Origin of the sequence: Legionella micdadei (assembly GCF_000953635.1) — a bacterium.
GTDB classification, from domain to species: Bacteria; Pseudomonadota; Gammaproteobacteria; order Legionellales; family Legionellaceae; genus Tatlockia; species Tatlockia micdadei.
The window spans coordinates 167,559-186,689 of sequence record NZ_LN614830.1; the positions used below are offsets into that span (position 1 = coordinate 167,559).

Below are 19,131 nucleotides of genomic sequence, written 5' to 3' on the forward strand. Positions count from 1 at the left end.
ATATCCCTAAGATATGATTTTGCCTGAATGCGAGGGCTTAAAAATAGCATTTTGAAGTATCTTGGGTATATAATAACCAGGTTTTTTTACTTGTTTTACGGGGATGTGAATGGCTCAAGAGATACAAGCAGCAACAGTTATTGCGCAGGAGCTTAAAGTCAAGGTTTCGCAGGTGGAAACAGCGATAACCTTATTGGATGAGGGGGCTACTATCCCTTTTATTGCCCGCTACCGTAAAGAGGCGACTGGGGGGCTTGACGATACACAACTAAGATTCTTGGCTGAGCGGTTGCACTATATACGGGAATTGGATGAGCGTAGGGCTGTAGTATTGCAATCAATTCGCGAGCAAGAAAAATTAACACCGGAACTTGAAAAAGCTATCCTAGCAGCTGATAGTAAAACTCGTTTAGAAGACTTATACCTTCCCTATAAACCAAAACGCCGCACCAAAGCGCAGATTGCCCGAGAAGCAGGGTTGGAACCACTGGCTCAAATGTTATGGCAAGATCCAAGCCAAGATCCGGAAACCCATGCACAGCAATATATTAATGCTGAGGTTGGTATTGAAGATTCTAAAGCTGCACTCGAAGGTGCACGCCAAATTCTCATGGAGCTTTTTGCCGAGGACGCAGAGCTTATCAATGAGCTGCGTGAATACCTGTGGAATCATGGTGTACTCAAATCAACTGGTAACAATGATAAAAAGGGAGCCGGTAATAAATTTGCTGATTATTTTGACTATGCTGAAGCCATAAAAAAAATTCCTTCCCATCGGGCCCTAGCCTTGTTTCGCGGACGGCGTGAAAGCGTTTTGCAGCTCGCATTGAGTCTGGATGATCAAGAGTACGGTGAAAAACGAATTGCTTCTTATTTTAAGATTACAAATGAAAATCGACCTGCAGATTGCTGGTTGCTTGAAACCGTGCGTATGACTTGGAAGGTTAAGTTATTCACAAAACTTGAGCTCGAATTGTTTGCTCGCTTGCGTGAGTCGGCAGATGAAGAAGCCATCAATGTATTCACACGCAATTTGCGCGATTTGCTTTTAGCTGCCCCTGCCGGTCCACAAGTGACTATTGGTTTGGATCCAGGAATTCGTACAGGTGTAAAAGTCGTTGTCGTTGATGCGACCGGCAAATTGCTCGATTATACAACGGTATTCCCTTTTGCACCTCAGAATGAATGGCACCAAGCGATTGCTGAACTTGCTAAACTAGCTGCCAAACACCAAGTTAGTCTATTCAGTATAGGTAATGGAACTGGTTCGAGGGAGACTGAACGATTGGTCTCTGATCTGATAAAAATGTACCCTGATCTCAAGTTGACTAAGGTTATGGTGAGTGAGGCTGGAGCTTCCGTGTATTCTGCCTCAGAATTAGCTGCTAATGAATTCCCTGATTTGGACGTGACATTGCGAGGGGCTGTTTCAATTGCAAGGCGTCTGCAAGATCCTTTGGCTGAATTGGTAAAAATTGAACCGAAATCAATTGGTGTCGGCCAATATCAACATGATGTTAATCAGGCTCGCTTAGCTCGAAGTCTCGATGGTGTAGTCGAGGATTGTGTGAATGCGGTTGGAGTCGATGTCAACACGGCTTCTGTTGCCCTCCTCACACGAGTGTCTGGTCTAAATGAAACTCTCGCTAAAAATCTAGTCCAATACCGTGATGAGCATGGTGCTTTTTCAAATCGTGAGCAATTAAAAAATGTGGCGCGCATGGGAGAAAAGACATTCCAGCAAGCTGCCGGTTTCCTGCGTATCATGAATGGCGATAACCCTCTGGATGCGTCTGCTGTTCACCCTGAAGCTTATCCGCTCGTAGAGAGGATACTCGCTGATCAACATGTCGCGATTCGTCAAATCATTGGTAATCGTGAGCTCTTGCAAAGTGTGAATGCGGAACGCTATGTGAGCGATGAATATGGCCTGCCTACAATCCGTGACGTGTTACGTGAACTCGAGAAGCCAGGTCGCGATCCACGACCCGAGTTTAAGACTGCTAGTTTTAAAGAGGGTGTCGAGGATATCAGCCATCTCCACGAAGGGATGATTCTAGAAGGTGTGGTTTCAAACGTCACCAATTTTGGTGCGTTTGTTGACATTGGTGTTCATCAGGATGGTTTAGTCCATATTTCTGCCATGACTAATCGTTTTATTAGCGATCCCCATGCAATCGTGAAAGCAGGGGATATTGTTACGGTTAAAGTTGTTGAAGTGGATAAGGAGCGACGCCGCATTGGATTAAGCATGAGGCTGACAGAAGAAAAAGCTCCGGTAGTGCAGAAAAAAATTGCGAAACAACAGCCTCAATCGGCGAAAAAGGCACAGTCCCAAGCCGTAAAGAAAAAAGAGACGGATAAGAAATCCGAACAAAATAAAAAGCCGTTTTCGGCAAAGAAAACAGTATTTAATACTGCTATGGCAGATGCACTGGCTAAATTGAAGCAGCGTGGCTCATGATGAGTACAAATCCGCGTGGCGAAGTAACAATCCAAACATTGGCAATGCCGGCTGATACCAACGCAAATGGTGATATTTTTGGTGGTTGGCTGGTTTCGCAAATGGATCTAGCCGCAGGGGTATTGGCCAAAAGAATATCCCGTGGCCGTGCTGCGACTGTCTCTATTCACAGTATGAGCTTTTTAAGGCCCGTCCATGTTGGTGATGTGGTGAGTTGCTATGTTGAGCTAATAAAGTCCGGTAAAACTTCTATGACCATTGCCGTAGAAGTTTGGGCAATGCGCTCAGATAGTGGAGAGCAATATCAAGTAACTGAAGGGACTTTTGTTTTCGTTGCTATCGATGAAAAAGGTAGGCCAAGGGTATTTGATAAAAAATGACTGCTGATCTTACAAGCTTGAAGCAGTGGATCGAGAGTATGGCTGACTTAATCGAGCAAAATGCCGAACCTGAACCACACCATTACACCCCCTTTTTACAGGAACCTGATCTTGCTTTGCGCCTTGTGGAATTAATTGCTGGGATAAGCGATGACGAAGCGGACAGTGAACGCGCTTATTACTCAGCGTGTGTATTCGCTCTGGATATTTGTGTTGCGCAATTACAATCTGCACAAGAAGGTGGCAATAAACTCGCTGGTAAAACATTAAACCAATTAATGGCTAACATTGCCCACGCCATTACCCAGGGTAAACAGAGCTTAAGTTTCTGGTTACCTATTTTAAATGCGTTTTACGAGGTGCATGTCGAATTATCCCCTGAATTAAAAAACGCTTATTTGGCTTTAGTGGGTAGCGAAGACGATTTATCAGCTGAAGAAGAAATTGATCACTTAAATGCCATCCGGGAAATGATTGGGGAATTATCTGACTTATCCGTGTTTGATATCGCCGAAAATTTCTTTGCTCAAAGTTACGCAATGCCGCCTGATTTTTTTACTGATTTAATTCTTGATTTATATAGTATTGAAGAGGGACAAGATATTGCGCTATTGACTTTGTTACACCCTAAACAAGAAATTCGTGAAATTGTAGTTGCTACTTTTGAATATTTGATTGACAAAATTACTTTAAGTTCCATTTCCCTTTCACGGCTGCAGACCATTAAAACTTGGTATCCAGCAAGCTATCACGCCCAGTTTGATCGCTGGATCAAAATCCAGCGTAAAAAAGGCGTGGTTTTTAGTGTTGAAAGTGAAAAGCCTACCATGAGAATTAAGGCAAGCGAAGTGGATGGAAGTGGGGCGCAAGGAATCTTTATTCATATTAAAAAGGATAAAATAAATAGGCTATGCGGTTTATTATTCAAGCAAGATCTAGGAATCAAAGACGCGTGGATAACCCCTGAAATTAAAGCAAAAGATGTGGTTAAATATTATGATGAAGCGTTTGATGACAGCGTAACATTGCGCGAGGTTGATGTAACTTATTTAACCATGGCAGTTGGGCACTTTTTAAATTTAACTATCCTCCAAAACGCAATGCCCGATCTGCATTTATTGGAAATCCAAGAATTCCTTGGATTGCACTTCCAGCCTAAAGAACTGGATATCCCATATATCATGGAAGATTTAAGTGTCCAAATTGTCCCTTTTACGCCTGAGGTAATGCAATCATCGTTTAAGCGCTCCAAAACCTGGGCAAAAACTAAGCGTTTTACTGAATCGTGGTATGTAGAAAATGCGCATGTGGATAAATTGGTGAACCGCTGCTGTAGTTTTGTTAATGGCGTAAAAGTGTGTGCTTTAGAAGATGCAATGAAGGCGGTGTTCGAGCAAGAGTTTGAGGTAAGGCGTCAGAAGTGGCTTCTCCATTTTTTGTGGACAGCATTATGGGCGCGGTCTAAGGCACATAAGAATGAAAAAATTTGGCAAGATAGTTTCCTTATTGCCTATGCGATCTACACTGGTCGTCCTCTAAACACTATACCCATTATGCAGGAAATTTGCCATCAGACAGTTCTCAACAGTATCGAAACGATGCAGGAGCGCCGAACGTATCTCAATAAGGAATAGGGATTGTTGACAATTGCTTTTATAGCTGCAAATTTAACTCTAGTAGTTCGCATCCCGTCCTCATTCTTACGTTTCAGAAAAAAATCAAAACATGGCGGGAGGGTAAGGTATTATGTTTGTCTTAAATCAATTGTAAGCAAACCCTAGTGAGAGCAGCATGGTTGCTAAAGAGAATCTTGACCTTTATTATAAAAATGCACGTGATCTTCATTTACCCGCAGTCTATTCCTCTGATCTTGAGGTAGTTAGGATTTATCTAGGCAAAAGAAATTATTATTTCATGGCGACCATCACCCCTTTCAATGATGTTGGCAGCAGTTTTTTGGCAAAAAACAAATATTTACTAAATAGAACGCTTGAACAAGCCCGTTTTCCTGTACCTAAAGCGGTTGGTATTAGTAAGGAGCAATTTATTCATTGCTCGTTGGATGAGCTAATTCATGGACTTAATTTTCCGTTAGTGGTCAAACCACTTAGGGATACAGGCCGTGGAAAAGATGTTTTATGCAATATCAGGGACATAAAGACGCTGTCTGAATACCTGGCTAAATGTTTTCAATATTATGGTGCTATGCAGGTGGAAGAATTCCACACGGACCTGAAGGAATACCGTGTTTTACTATTCCGAGGGAAAGTCATTGGTGTGGTTGAACGCTTCCCAGCTAGAGTGATTGGCGATGGACAGCACACCATCGCTGAACTAATTGATTTAACTAATGAAGAAAGGGCGAAAAAAATCCAAACCCAAAGACACATAACCCATCGTCCATTAGTGATTGATGAAGAGTATGAAAGTTGCCTTAAAGAGCAACAGTTAACTGTGGATAGCATTATCCCCAAAGGAAAAACAATCAGACTTTGTTATACAGTAAATACTGGTCGAGGTGGTGATATATTTTCCCATGGCAAGAAAATTCACCCAGAAAACGCAAAGTATCTTCGCAAGGTGGCTAATCAAACTGGATTAAACTATGTTGGGTTGGATGTCTTGTGTGAGGATATCAACCAGCCTTTTAGTAAAACCAAATGGTTAATTCTCGAGGCCAATTTTAATCCTGATATTACTCTTCATGAAGTGCCTAGCCAGGGTAAAGCGGTTAATGTTACGCGAAAGGTATTAAAACATTTAATTTATCGACATCCAGTCTCCTACCTGTATCACCTCTACACCAAAGAAAAATTTTCAATTTATGCCAAAATGATACTCGTTATTGCGGGTCTCATATTGTTAATGAAGTTAATTAAAATAGTTTGAAGCTTAAGACTTCTCTGGCAAGCTAGATTAGGGTCTGCTAAATTTGATGAAGAATTAAAGAAATTGATCCCATTATTATGCCAATAAAAAATCCCGAGCGTTTTAGCCATATCGAATTAGAAAAAAAGACAATTCCTGAAGAGCGCCTTCACCGTAAGCAAAAATTAGCGGGAGCATTTCGTATCTTTGGTAAATTAGGGTTATGCGAAGGTATAACTGGACATATTACAGCTCGGGATCCAGAGTTTACGGATTGTTTTTGGGTTAATCCTTTTGGTATTTCATTTAATCAAATTAAGGTATCTGACTTAATTTTGTGCGATAGCAAGGGTGAAATTATAGAAGGTAAGCATAGTAAGCTCAATCGTGCAGCATTTGCCATCCATTCGAGCATCCATAAGTCGAGGCCTGATGTTGTTTCTGCTGCACATGCTCATTCACTTTATGGTTCAACTTGGTCAACACTTGGACGATTGCTTGATCCCATAACTCAAACTGCCTGTGCTTTTTATGAAGATCATGCCGTTTTTGATGATTACTCTGGCGTTGTTTTTGCCCTTTCCGAAGGTGAACGTATCGCTTCTGTATTAGGTGATAAGAAAGCAGTGATTCTAAAAAATCATGGCCTACTGACCGTAGGCGAGACCGTTGAAGCGGCCGTTTGGTGGTTTATCTCAATGGAGCGCTGCTGCCAAATGCAAATTCTTGCTGAATCTACTGGGCATCCCCTTCATCTCATTCAACCTGAGGTTGCATTGCGTACACGAGATAATGCTGTAGGGTTTCCTCTTGTGGGTTGGTTTAATTTTGAGCCATTATGGCAAGATATCATTACAGAGTTTCCGGAATTAATGGAATAACGTTTTGCTTTTCCAAGAAATCCACAGGATGACAAATCGAGTTTTAGAGGGAAATAGAGTTGTAATCGAAGGGTGAATTCATAAAAATCTTAATAAAATAATAGACTTGTGGATAAGTTTGAAAATATTTGGAGTAACAGAGAAAAAAAAAAGCACAAAATAAATTAACAACTTGATTTTAAATAAATTTTTATTATATCGCCTTTAATGGTTTAATCCACAGATTCTGTGGATAATTCTGTGGGTTAGTATCTGAATTCTTGAAAAAACTTAATGCTAGCTGGATGCTCGGAATTTATACCAACACCAAAATATGGTTTAAAAATAATCAAAATAGTGGTGTTGCTTTCTCAAAACGCTTTCTATATGATTTTTGCTCGAATAACTGCATCGGTTCTGTCATTCCATAACTATGTTGGATCAAATTGCACGATTTTTTCTCCTCTTTAGTGATAATATCGTTATTATTCCTTTACTGATCATTGGATTTATCTGGCTCGACCGAGCAACCTTTTATCATGCGGTTTGTCTAATTCTTTTCTCTATTCTAGTCAATGTTGCATTAAAAGTGACTTTTCAAATTCCTCTATCGCCATCTCTGGGTAAAAAGGGATACGCATTTCCTAGCGGCCATATGCAATTAGTGACTGTTTTATACACTTGGCTAGCGTTTAAGATCAACCAACTCTGGTTGAGAGTGATAATCATCGCGTTGCTTCTTGGTATAGGATTAAGTTTGATCCATTTTGATTATCATGATTATTATGATGTGTTAGCGGGTATATTTTTTGCTGCATTGTTACTCATCAGCTATTATTTTGCCTCATTAAAGTGGCCGCAAAATCTGCCTTGGTTTATTTTAGGCATAGCAAGCTTTCTGATGATCTATATTCATTGGCGTACGGTTGAAATATTAAGTCACACCTGGATGGCTTATTATGCGCTTTGGGGCCTAATCATTGCAGAACAAATTGCCAACAAAAAAGCTATTGCGTCAGTACGTTCTCATAAACTATTAGCCACATTGCTTTGTTTTGCGTCAATATTAGGTGTTCACACCTTTTTCCGATACGTGATCACGTTGAATCAACCGGCCCCAATCTATCAATTACAATGGCTGTTCATTGGTTTTATTATCCCGTGGACAAATTTTAGTGTGGCAGGTTCGATGAAAAGATATAAGCCTAAATCGTAGAGGGCTTTCTACACAGACAATGTCGTTTACAGACGCGCGTATGGAATCTTTGATTCGGGCGTTAATTTTTCTTTTAGATCATCAATCAATGCCTGCGTTTTTACAGACATTCGTTGTAAGAGCTCCTCTTTTTTAAAATCGACCACGGTAAGGTTTGTATTGGTGTTAAGTGTGAAGCAAACGGGAGTACCTTCTTCTTTGAAACCCACTAAATCAATTTGGTTGTATTTTTCACCGCCTTCAGGATTTGCCCCCCTTAGTTCAGCAAGGTACAAATTTTGGCTCATCATTTTTTTTAATTGCATAAAAGGTTCGTCGTTTCGATGAATGTTAGCAGTTCGATCGAGAAATGTTCGGATCGCCGCGTTTAAGAACATCACCGTTCCTTCCAGATGTGATTGGTTTTCAAGAGTCTTAATTGGCATATTAAACCCTTTTATAAAACTCGACTCTTTCTAGTATAGACAGAATTTAAAATAACAATTTTATTTGGTTAATAAGATTTAGATCCACTCAAGAACGAAGCCATAATTTGCTCAAAACCAATCTAGTTAGATCTTTTATATTACAATTTATACTATGCTTCCTATTTAAAAGGCTATTATGAATTTTCCATTTGATGCTATTTCTGATGACATTAAAAGGTATCTTTTACACAACCGGATTACCCTACACGAATTAACAGGCAGCAACTTTTCTAGGGTGGTTGAACCTTTAAAATTGCTATTTCACAGCTCGATATCAGAGGCAAGTGAGGATGATGCCTTTGTCGAAGAAATATTCGAAGAAGAAGCAATGGTAAACTATTTAACAAGTACGGATTATCATTGTCTGTTCTAAGTGAAGCATGAAACCGGTTTAATAAATAATTTGCCTGTTAATCAACAGGTGATACTGGCGGGAATGATGATTCATTGTTATAAAGATACCTTAGTATTAAGTGCATTGGGTGTTAATCCATCCCGCCAAGGCCAAGGTCTCGGTTCGTTAATGATGGCAATGCTGTACCAATACAGTAATCGGCTATACCTGCTTAATGATGTCACAAAAATAGAATGTAACCCTATAGATAATGAAAGAACGTTCAGATTTTATAGCAGAGATCTTCGATTAACCGAACTCGAGCGTTTTGAAGCGGATTTACCGATCGATCCTCAAGCCATAATGGATCGAAAAAAAACGATTTATCCTGTGACAGTGCCGCGGCATACTTTCTTTCATCACCCTGCTCCAATTGATAAACATGATGAAATGCAGGTTGAACAAGATACTCCTGAAGACGACCAGTTCAATCCCGGGTAAAGCACAATTTATTTTGTTATCTTCGCCATCCTAAAACTTTGCTACAGTTAAGAATAGATATTGGTTTTTCAAAGCTTACAACTCCAGAATAATAAGGCATTAAGAATTATGGATTTTTATTTGAATTTGTTCATTATCGTTGCCGATCAACTCATGTTGTTTATCATCAATATGATAGTGGCCCGGCACGCTGGTGAGGAGTTATTTGGCGATTTCTCAGTAGCAACGAGTGCCTTATTATTAATAGCCACAGTCATTACCTTCGGTATCGACTCAATTATTGCTTACTATGTTCCTAAGTTTTATATACGAAAAAAATATGATGAAATTGGTAACCTAACGAAGTCGGTAAAGGATTTTCTCCAACCTATCTATACTACTTTAATCACTGGAGGAGCCCTTTTAAGTCTGGCAATCATCGCGCTGAGTTATATCATTGGTGATGTTAATGTTTTCGAAATTAGTCATCCTCTTTTTTTATTTCTTTGGGGCGCTGTAGCGTTGTCTTTATATAACATATTTATTCAATTTTTCCGCGCAGTTGACTATATGCGTACCGCTATTCTTTTAAGTTTATTACAAACGATGTTCTATTTTGGCCTAAGTTTGTTTACATACTTTTATCTTTATCCGGTATTGTTTCATGAAAATAGGCATTACTTCCCTCATGTCATGCTTATTGGCTTTATTGTCAGTTATGTCCTTATCGTTATGCTATCCGTCGCCATTGAACGAAGAACGACACTACAGCGGCTTTATGGCAAATATCCAAAGACCGGTACAAGTTACATTGAATGGAAAGAAAAAATGTACGGTTACACCGTGCAAAATCTAAATAAATACATATTTGCCTCCATTCCGTTGTTGATTATTGAATTCATAGGGGCTGATGAAGAGTCTGTAGGATTGTTTTCAGCTGTTGTTTCCATCATTTCTTTAGCAGCTATTGCAATAAGCCCAATTGGCATTTTAATCGGTCCCGAAATTTCTGCCGCTTTTGCACAAAGTAGAGAATTTTTGAAAGCAACCATGATGAAATATTTATTCGTTACTTTTGGTATTTCAATTATTCTGGTGATTGCTCTCGCTGCTTGTGCTCCGCATATTCTCCTTCTTTATAAATCGAATTTTATTCGGGCACTTCCATATACTTATTTTTGTTTAATTAATATAGTCACTTATGCCATTTCTATGCCGTTATCCAAAATGATTCAGTATTCAAGCAAAGGGAATATCATCGGTGCACAATTGACTATATCGATGATGCTATTACAGATCGTTGCATGCTTTATTTTAATCCCCTGGTTAAATTTACTCGGAGCAGTTATTTGTTATATTGGAATTAATATTATTTATAATATGGCAATGATTGCGATGGCGATAAGAATTTATCATCATGATCCGTTTGGCCACGAAGCGATTTAAGAATAACTCACTTCGTACAAGGAAATGTTCTATGAAAAAGCCTTCCGAACTATTACACGATTTGGGAAGTTAGTGATGCAGAAGCCTGGGCCTAGGTGAGCCGTAACCCGGAGGATACTTTGGCAGGTGTTAACTGTTCTCTGCCAGTAATTCTTTCGCATGTGACCGTGTTTGCTCAGTAATTGTAAGTCCTCCAAGCATGCGAGCAATTTCATCAATTTTTTCGGCTTGAGTTAATTGGATAATACGGGAAAAAGTTTGCTCATTGTCAGAATATTTTTCCACAACAAAATGGTGATGGGCACAGGAAGCAACCTGGGGTTGGTGAGTGACACAAAATAGTTGTAGGCGTTCCCCTAACTTACGCAGGAGTTGGCCAACGAGAGCAGCAGTAGCTCCGCCAATACCTACATCCACTTCGTCAAAGAGTAAAGTCGGAGTAGAGCCTCGTTGTGCGGTGATCATTTGTATGGCGAGGCTAATGCGTGAAAGCTCTCCGCCAGAAGCAATTTTTGTTAATGAATCTGGCTGAATGCCTGGGTTGGTACAAACTCTATACTCTACTTTATCCAAACCATGCGGTTGCATTTTGTCTAATGGGGTAATTTCAATGCCTACAAAGCCTTTAGGCATACCTAGCTGGCGAATAATATGGGTGATTTCTTTAGCTAATTTTTCAGCATGGAGCTGCCTTGATTCCCTCAACTTTAGTGCCGCTGCTTCAAAGGTGCGAACTTGCTGGCGGTATTGTTGCAGCAACTGATCTATCCGCTTATCTTTATTCTGGATAGTTTCTAATTCATTCCTCAGGTTTTCAGCATGAATGGGTAATTGGCTGGCTTCAATATGATATTTGCGTGCAGCTTGGTGCAAAATGCTGATGCGGGTTTCAACCTCATGTAAACGCTCTGGATCCAATTGCACTTGTTCCGCGAATTTTTGTATTTCATCCAGTGACTCTTCACATTGAATCAAGGCCGAATTGATGAGTTCGCAAGCAGTCTTTATTTGAGGTTGCTCTTTTGGCAATGCTTGCAAACACGAAAGAATTTGGTTAAGCGCCTGGCAAATATTTGGGGCATCATCTGCACTTAAAAGATGGCAGATTTGTTGGGTGTGCTGTAAATAATCGCGTGCATGATGAAGTAATTGATGCTCCTCATGCAGGGCTTGCATTTCCCCTTCCTTCGGATCAAGCGCCGTTAGCTCCTCAATCTGGAAGCGTAATAAATCGAGTTTGTCGTTGTGCTTCTCTTGGCTTTGCAAGGCATCCAACTCTTGCTTGATGTTCTGACATTGCCGGTAGAGAAGGTTCACTTCATTTAATAGCCCGGAATGACCAGCATAGATGTCCAATTGCTGCCGATGGGTCGGGTGTTGCAATAATGTTTGATGTTGATGTTGTCCGTGAATGTGAACCAGCATCTCACTCAACTCTTTCACTTTTTGTAAAGGAAAAGGTTGGCCGTTAATATAAGATTTAGAGCGGCCCTCAGCATAAAGCACTCGGCGAAGTAAAATCTCACCTTCATCGCATTGGATGTCATGTTCTAATAACCATTGTGCAGGATCTGATTGTGCCTCAAATTGAAAGCTTGCACTGATATCACATTTTTCTTCGCCTGCACGAATTACTGAGGCATCGGCACGCTCACCAAGGGCAAGCATTAATGCATCAATCATGATGGATTTACCCGCTCCTGTTTCGCCAGTGAAAGCGGTCATTCCACTTTTGAAATCAAGATCGAGTTGTTTGACGATTGCGAAATTTTCAATGCGCAGGGTAGTTAACATGGTTTATCCCTGGTGTTTAGATTCCCAGCCTAGTTTAATCCGTAATGTATCATAATAATGATAATCGCAAGGATGCAATAGGCGAAGTTGCTGTGCGTTTTTTTCAATGGAAACCAATTGGCCAGGTTTAACCATACGTGACTCATGGCCATCGCAGCTGACCCGTAAATCGCTTTCATTGCGCATACTGATTTTTAAATCAATCTTTACCTGGCCATCAACAACTAACGGCCGGGAACTTAGGCTATGAGAAAACATGGGCACTAAAACAATGGCGTTCAATTGAGGGTGCATGATAGGTCCACCTGCTGACAATGCGTATGCAGTAGAGCCAGTTGGCGTTGAAAGGATTAAACCGTCAGAACGGTAGCGGCAAACGAATTGCTGGTTAATGATCACATCAAACTCAATTAAATGTGTTTCAGTTCCACGTCCTAAGACCACATCATTAAGCGCGTCACCTTGGAAATAGGTGGTTTCCCCATCATGGATTCTGGTGTAGAGCAAAAAACGTTGCTCTTCTTCGTATTCGCCTGCTAAAACTGGGGCAAGATGGCTTTCGATATTATTTGGTGAAATATCAGTTAAAAAGCCTAGTCGGCCGCGATTGATTCCAATAACTGGGACATTGACTTTAATGGCCATGCGCGCAGCAGAAAGCAGGCTGCCATCACCACCGACGACTACAATTAAATCTTGTTTTTCCCCCATTGCCTCACGGGAGAGGGTAGGAAGATCAATGTCAAAACTCGATGCGGTATCAACATCTAAGAAGGTATCAATTTTCTTGGTGTGTAAAAAATCAACCAAACGATGCAAGCTTTCAGTAACTCCTCCATTAGCACGATATTGGCGCGCATAGAGAATGACTCGTTTAAATTTTTGTTTCATGGTTGTCGTTGTCGATAGGGTAGGTGGACGCTGAAATAAAATTGGGTCTTATTCTACCTTATTATTCTTTTTTTTGCTTAATAATTCTTTTTGACAGTAAGCAACAATACTGGATAGACTTACGAAAAATTCACCAGGGGTGCTTTGGTTAACAAAGCTGAGAAAAACCCTTAGAACCTGCACTGGGTAATGCCTGCGGAGGGAGAGTGAAAGTGCCATGTTATGGTCATTTGCACCTTACCTTCCATTCTTTTAATTTTTAAGGAGGTAAGTGTGAAGACGCGATTCATCTGCTCAGCAGTTTATGCACGCGAAAGATTTCATGGACTGCGGATGATTCACAGTAGCTTGACTGTGAACAAAATAATCACCAAAAGCGCTTCAATCCTTTCACAAATTTACGACCATCCCTTTAATTATCAACTCAAAGCAGGAAGTTTGCCGATAAAATCATTTCAACATTATATCGAGCAAGACAGGCACTATTTACGGAAATTCGCCCTTGCCCTACAAATTGCCTCTGAAAGGCTGACAGTACAATCCCATAAGCACAAGTTTAAACAGTTTGCAGGAGACATGCTTGAAACCGAGCGCGAGTTGCATGAAAAATACCTTGGCAAACTGCTCCCGTATTCCCTTTTTAGCCAAAGTAAAAATTCACAACAAAAAGAAATTCCGGTAATTGCCAATTACACACGCTATCTATTGCATAAGGCGCAAAATAGTTCTGTCGAGGAGGCTGTTATTAGCCTTCTTCCCTGTTTCTATATATACATGGAACTAGGAAAACGAATGCAAGTTCATCATTGTAAGGCCAATAACCCCTACCTGGCGTGGATTGCATCTTATTCCAGCCAACAATTTAAGTCATCGACGGAAGAGATTATAAGGATCAGTGATGAACTGCTTAAAGGAGTTTTGTGTGTGGAAAAGCAGATTGCCATTTGCGCATCCTTTCGCATTTCGGCTGAATATGAGTACCAGTTTTTTGATGCCATTTACTCGAAGGCCCATTCGATGAAGTTCACGGATGAACTTTTTAAAATCCGTCCCTAGCTCGATTATTATCGAAGACAATGAGCTAAGATTTTATTGAGACCATAAGGAATACAAAAGTGAATAACGTAGAGGACAAATGGCATTCCCATTCTGCTGATGCTCTAATAAAGAAATTAGGCTCAAGCTTAGATGGTCTTTCTTTAGAGGAAGCAAAAAGGCGGTTGGGTATCTATGGTCCCAACGCGATTTCAATTCAGCCTAAAACCCCGGTTTTTCAGCGAATTCTTAATCAATTTCATAATGTGCTCATCTATACTTTATTGATCGCTGCCTTCTTTACGGCATGTTTGCAGCATTGGATAGACACTGGTGTTATCGTTGGCGTTGTCATGCTTAATGCCATGATTGGGTATATCCAAGAAGAAAAAGCCGAGAAAGCGATTGCTGCATTAAAGAATATGTTAACCCCGCAATCCCATGTGGTACGTGAGGGCAAGCATTTGCATATGGATTCAAGCAATCTGGTTCCTGGTGATATTGTTTTGCTTCATTCAGGAGACAAAGTACCTGCCGATGTGCGATTACTTGAAACAAAGAATTTACAAATTCAAGAAGCCATTCTAACAGGCGAATCGATCCCGGTTGATAAAAATTGTTGTATTGTAAGCGAAAATACACCCCTTGCTGAGCGTTTATGCATGGCTTATGCAGGGACTTTAGTGACTTATGGTTTTGCCAAAGGTATTGTGGTGTCAACTGGAAAAAGAACGGAAATTGGCCGGATATCTTCAATGCTTGAAAGCATCCCGCAATTGGCTACCCCCTTAATCCGCCAGATGGCTATTTTTTCTCGCTGGTTGGCAGTAGCCATTTTATTTTTCTCATTAGTCATTTTTTTATTTGGCATTTTTATCCGACATTATCCAATTGATGAAATGTTCATTGCCGCTGTAGCTATTGCTGTATCAGCTATTCCTGAGGGTTTGCCAGCTGTCATGACCATCGTTTTAGCTGTAGGTGTTACGCGCATGGCAACGCATCAAGCTATTGTTAGAAGACTTCCTGCGGTCGAGACATTAAGCTCAGTGACGGTCATCTGCACGGATAAAACAGGAACGCTCACTAAAAATGAGCTAACCATTCAACATGTTATAACGGCGGAGCACGACTATTTCGTCACTGGAAGTGGTTATAACGATAAGGGTAGGATTCATTTAAATCATCAAGAGGTTAATTTAAATTCGCACCCTGATTTATTGAAGCTTATCCAAGCAGGTTTACTTTGCAATGATGCTGCTCTGCATAAAGAAAATGAAAGTTGGCATTTAGTTGGTAATCAGATCGATGGCGCATTTCTAGCATTAGGATTTAAAGCAAACATTGATTATGGTAATGCGCTTAAGCAGTATAAAAAAAACGATTTCATTCCTTTTGACTCGACTCATAAGTATATGGCTAGTTTGCATCATGACCATAATGGAAACGCTTACATTTATGTCAAAGGTGCACCCGAGAGAATCCTCGATATGTGTTCATATCAACTGCAAAACCAGAAGCCCATTACAATTGATAAACCATTTTGGTATACGCAAATCACTAAACTTGCGCAAAACGGTATGCGAGTTATTGGTTTGGCTTATCGCACGACAGCGTACAGCCATGCAAATCTTCTAGTCAATGACGTTGAAAAAAATCTTATCTTTTTAGGTCTCATAGGGATCACGGACCCTCCGCGAGAAGAAGCTCTTCATGCGGTTGCGCAGTGTCAAAAAGCAGGTGTTCGTATCAAAATTGTCACAGGTGATCATAAAGAAACAGCTCGTGCAATTGGCAGGCAGCTTGGTATTGACGTTGATCAAGTTTTAACTGGCGAAGATCTGGATGAATTAGATGATGCCTTGCTCGCAAAAAAAATAGACGACATCGACATCTATGCAAGAACGACACCGGAACATAAACTGCGACTAATCAATGCACTGCGTGAGCACGACCATATCATTGCGATGACGGGTGATGGGGTAAACGATGCGCCTGCGCTAAAAAATGCTGATATCGGTATTGCAATGGGATTAAAAGGCACGGATGTTGCCAAAGAAGCCTCAGAAATCGTATTGGCTGATGATAATTTTGCCTCCATAGTACTGGCTGTAAAAGAAGGACGAACGGTTTATGACAATTTAAAAAAACTGATTCTTTTTTTATTACCGAATGATGCCGGGGAAGGATTAACAGTTTTTCTTGCCATTTTAATTGGCTATACACTGCCAATTACACCGTTACAAATTCTTTGGGTTAATTTAGTTACCGCAGTCACGCTTGGATTAGCATTGGCTTTCGAGCCAACAGAAGGCAACATCATGTTGCGTAAACCACGTGCATCCCGGGAGCCGTTGCTTTCCGGTTTTTTATTATGGCGAATATTATTCGTTTCAATATTATTTGTGGTGGTTATCTTTGGGTTATTTATTTATGAAACACATCGTGGCGCCAATCTCTATTATGCAAGAACCACTGTAGTCAATGCATTGGTTGTAATGGAGATTTTTTATCTGATTAATTGCCGGAAAATTTATGATTCTGTTTTAAACTTCGAAGGTCTATTCGGCAGTCTCCCTGTGTTAACTTCGATAAGCATCGTGATAAGTTTACAAATAGGGTTTACTTATCTCCCTTTCATGCAAACTTTGTTTGAAGCAAAGCCTCTATTACTCACTGAATGGGTGATTATTATATCAATCTGCATCATTATGTTTGTAGTGATTGAGTTTGAAAAATGGGTATTACACGCAATTCAGAAGCGCAAAAATTCTCTGCACCCGACAAAAAAATAAAGCGGATGAAACAGGAGTCCTCCCCATTCTATCTCCTGCGAGTACTCCGCGGGACCAGCTGTAGAGAGGAATTCCCAGATTCCGCGGAAGGTTGGCTTTATAGGCAAAGCATTTCAGCTCCTATTGCCGCAAGGTTAACAGAGTTTAATTATTCCTCACTTGCTGCACGGGAAGCGCGTTTACGATCAGTTTCTTTCAATGCTTTTTTGCGTAAGCGGATAGTTTGCGGTGTCACTTCCACTAACTCATCATCGTCAATGAATTCAAGCGCTTGTTCCAAAGAAAGCTTAATCGGTGGGGTCAGAATGATATTTTCATCGCTGCCTGCCGCACGAATATTGGTGAGTTGCTTTTCTTTAGTTACATTAACAACTAAATCATTATCCCGCGCATGGATACCGACAATCATCCCTTCATAACAGGCAGTCTGCGGCTCGATAAACAATCGGCCACGTTCTTGCAAATTAAATAAAGCAAAGGCACGCGCTGTACCTTGGCAATTGGCGATAAGCACCCCATTGTTCCGTTTGCCGATACGGCCACGTACTGCTGGTCCATAATGGTCGTAAACGTGGTATATTAATCCAGTACCTGAAGTGCTTGATAAAAATTCAGTGTGAAAGCCAATTAAACCGCGAGTAGGGATAATATAATCCAAACGCACACGCCCTTTACCATCGGGCAACATATTTTGTAATTCCCCACGGCGCTCACCGAGTTTTTCCATGATGGCTCCTTGGTGATTTTCCTCCACATCGACGGTTAAGCGTTCATAAGGTTCTAAAAGATCGTCATTTTCTTCACGCATAATGACTTCAGGCTTAGAGATGGCCAGTTCATAACCCTCTCGGCGCATGTTTTCAATCAAAATCGACAGATGTAATTCGCCACGACCAGATACTCTAAATTTATCGGGATCATCTGTGTCTTCGACACGCAGCGCCACGTTATGGAGTAATTCGGTTTGTAAACGTTCACGAATTTTACGGCTAGTTACAAATTTCCCTTCTTGGCCGGCAAACGGTGAGTCGTTAACCTGAAAAGTCATACTGATTGTTGGTTCGTCGACTTTCAAAGGAGGCAGTGCTTCCACTGTATTCGGATCACAGATAGTGTCAGAGATATTCAGTTGTTCTATCCCGGTAATGGCGACAATATCACCTGCATTTGCTTCTTCGACCTCAATCCGTTCGAGCCCTTTGAAACCAAGGAGTTGCAGCAAGCGGCCGCTGCGGATATTACCGTCTTTATCAATCACTTTGACTGCCGATTTAGCTTTAATATGACCTCGACTAATCCGACCAATGCCAATTGTCCCAACATAAGAGGAATAATCCAACGAGCTTATTTGCATCTGGAATGGCCCTTCTTCATCTACATCGGGTGGCGCAACGCGGTCGATGATCGTCTGTAGCAAAGGACTCATATCGGTTGACTCTTCCTCCAGATCAAGCTTAGCGTAGCCATTTAAAGCAGAGGTATAAACAACTGGAAAATCAAGCTGCTCATCGGTAGCGCCTAAGTTATCGAATAAATCGAAAACCTGATCCATGACCCAATGCGGTCTGGCTCCGGGGCGGTCAATTTTATTAATAACCACAATAGGCTTTAAGCCGCGTGCAAATGCTTTTTGAGTTACGAAGCGTGTTTGCGGCATAGGGCCATCAACTGCATCTACCAGCAGTAATACACTATCCACCATCGATAAAATACGTTCAACTTCCCCACCAAAATCGGCATGTCCTGGGGTGTCGACGATATTAATCTGATAACCATGCCAGTGGACACAAGTGTTTTTGGCGAGAATGGTTATTCCTCGTTCTTTTTCCAAAGCATTTGAATCCATCAAACGCTCGACCTTTGGTGCGCGTTCATTCAAGGTGCCTGTTTGTTGCAGTAATTTATCAACTAAGGTTGTTTTGCCATGATCGACGTGGGCAATAATGGCTATGTTTCGAATCTTTTCAATCATAAGTAACCTGTTTCACAATAAAGCGGCTACATCGCCTCAAGCAGTGAAGCAAAAGTAGAGTATTTGTTCATGGATTCGACATTATACACGGATCGGGGTTTAAATCCTATTAGGGTCTGTTGACATTTC

Annotated in this window: 15 protein-coding genes and 1 riboswitch; of the genes, 11 read left to right on the plus strand and 4 right to left on the minus strand. The window is 40.8% G+C overall.

Annotated elements, in window-relative coordinates; all coding sequences use genetic code 11:
- Positions 1 to 109 precede the first annotated feature (109 nt).
- From LMI_RS00810 to LMI_RS14735, 6 genes are all read left to right on the plus strand, one after another.
- On the plus strand, positions 110 to 2,464 hold the full coding sequence (locus tag LMI_RS00810; RefSeq protein ID WP_045098109.1) for a Tex family protein: 2,355 nt from the start codon (positions 110 to 112) through the stop codon (positions 2,462 to 2,464).
- Complete coding sequence (locus LMI_RS00815; RefSeq protein ID WP_045100482.1) at positions 2,464 to 2,844, plus strand: acyl-CoA thioesterase; 381 nt, start codon at positions 2,464 to 2,466, stop codon at positions 2,842 to 2,844. Before LMI_RS00810 ends, LMI_RS00815 begins: the two co-directional genes overlap by 1 nt.
- A complete protein-coding gene (locus tag LMI_RS00820) occupies positions 2,841 to 4,478 on the plus strand; it encodes a hypothetical protein (protein ID WP_045098110.1) in 1,638 nt (545 codons plus the stop codon). Before LMI_RS00815 ends, LMI_RS00820 begins: the two co-directional genes overlap by 4 nt.
- 157 nt (positions 4,479 to 4,635) lie before the next feature.
- Complete coding sequence (locus LMI_RS00825; protein ID WP_052679402.1) at positions 4,636 to 5,733, plus strand: hypothetical protein; 1,098 nt, start codon at positions 4,636 to 4,638, stop codon at positions 5,731 to 5,733.
- Positions 5,734 to 5,810: 77 nt separating this feature from the next.
- Complete coding sequence (locus LMI_RS00830) at positions 5,811 to 6,593, plus strand: class II aldolase/adducin family protein (protein ID WP_045098111.1); 783 nt, start codon at positions 5,811 to 5,813, stop codon at positions 6,591 to 6,593.
- Between the two features lie 412 nt (positions 6,594 to 7,005).
- A complete protein-coding gene (locus LMI_RS14735; RefSeq protein WP_052679403.1) occupies positions 7,006 to 7,788 on the plus strand; it encodes a phosphatase PAP2 family protein in 783 nt (260 codons plus the stop codon).
- Positions 7,789 to 7,814: 26 nt separating this feature from the next.
- Here the strand turns inward: LMI_RS14735 and LMI_RS00840 are convergent, their stop codons facing one another.
- Positions 7,815 to 8,213, minus strand: a complete 399-nt coding sequence (locus LMI_RS00840) for a hypothetical protein (RefSeq protein ID WP_045098112.1) — start codon at positions 8,211 to 8,213, stop codon at positions 7,815 to 7,817.
- A 178-nt stretch (positions 8,214 to 8,391) separates the two neighbouring features.
- Between LMI_RS00840 and LMI_RS00845 the strand changes: the two genes are divergently transcribed.
- From LMI_RS00845 to LMI_RS00855, 3 genes are all read left to right on the plus strand, one after another.
- On the plus strand, positions 8,392 to 8,628 hold the full coding sequence (locus LMI_RS00845; RefSeq protein ID WP_045098113.1) for a hypothetical protein: 237 nt from the start codon (positions 8,392 to 8,394) through the stop codon (positions 8,626 to 8,628).
- Complete coding sequence (locus tag LMI_RS00850; RefSeq protein WP_045098114.1) at positions 8,629 to 9,090, plus strand: GNAT family N-acetyltransferase; 462 nt, start codon at positions 8,629 to 8,631, stop codon at positions 9,088 to 9,090.
- A 108-nt stretch (positions 9,091 to 9,198) separates the two neighbouring features.
- Positions 9,199 to 10,515, plus strand: coding sequence for a lipopolysaccharide biosynthesis protein (locus LMI_RS00855; RefSeq protein WP_045098115.1), 1,317 nt, complete (start codon positions 9,199 to 9,201; stop codon positions 10,513 to 10,515).
- Positions 10,516 to 10,644: 129 nt separating this feature from the next.
- Here LMI_RS00855 and recN read toward each other — a convergent pair whose 3' ends face one another.
- Positions 10,645 to 12,309: a DNA repair protein RecN gene (recN, locus tag LMI_RS00860; RefSeq protein ID WP_045098116.1), complete on the minus strand. Its 1,665-nt coding sequence runs from the start codon at positions 12,307 to 12,309 to the stop codon at positions 10,645 to 10,647.
- A 3-nt stretch (positions 12,310 to 12,312) separates the two neighbouring features.
- Positions 12,313 to 13,200 (minus strand): NAD(+) kinase, encoded by an 888-nt coding sequence (locus LMI_RS00865; protein WP_045098117.1) that lies wholly within the window; start codon positions 13,198 to 13,200, stop codon positions 12,313 to 12,315.
- 125 nt (positions 13,201 to 13,325) lie between these two features.
- A riboswitch (TPP riboswitch) is annotated at positions 13,326 to 13,422 on the plus strand.
- Between the two features lie 51 nt (positions 13,423 to 13,473).
- On the opposite strand from LMI_RS00865, the gene LMI_RS00870 reads away from it, so the two are divergent.
- Both LMI_RS00870 and LMI_RS00875 read left to right on the plus strand, forming a co-directional pair.
- Positions 13,474 to 14,256, plus strand: a complete 783-nt coding sequence (locus LMI_RS00870; protein ID WP_064102968.1) for a TenA family protein — start codon at positions 13,474 to 13,476, stop codon at positions 14,254 to 14,256.
- A gap of 59 nt (positions 14,257 to 14,315) precedes the next feature.
- Positions 14,316 to 17,030, plus strand: a complete 2,715-nt coding sequence (locus LMI_RS00875; RefSeq protein ID WP_045098119.1) for a cation-translocating P-type ATPase — start codon at positions 14,316 to 14,318, stop codon at positions 17,028 to 17,030.
- 148 nt (positions 17,031 to 17,178) lie between these two features.
- Here LMI_RS00875 and typA read toward each other — a convergent pair whose 3' ends face one another.
- Positions 17,179 to 19,002, minus strand: coding sequence for a translational GTPase TypA (gene typA / locus LMI_RS00880; protein WP_045098120.1), 1,824 nt, complete (start codon positions 19,000 to 19,002; stop codon positions 17,179 to 17,181).
- Positions 19,003 to 19,131 lie beyond the last annotated feature (129 nt).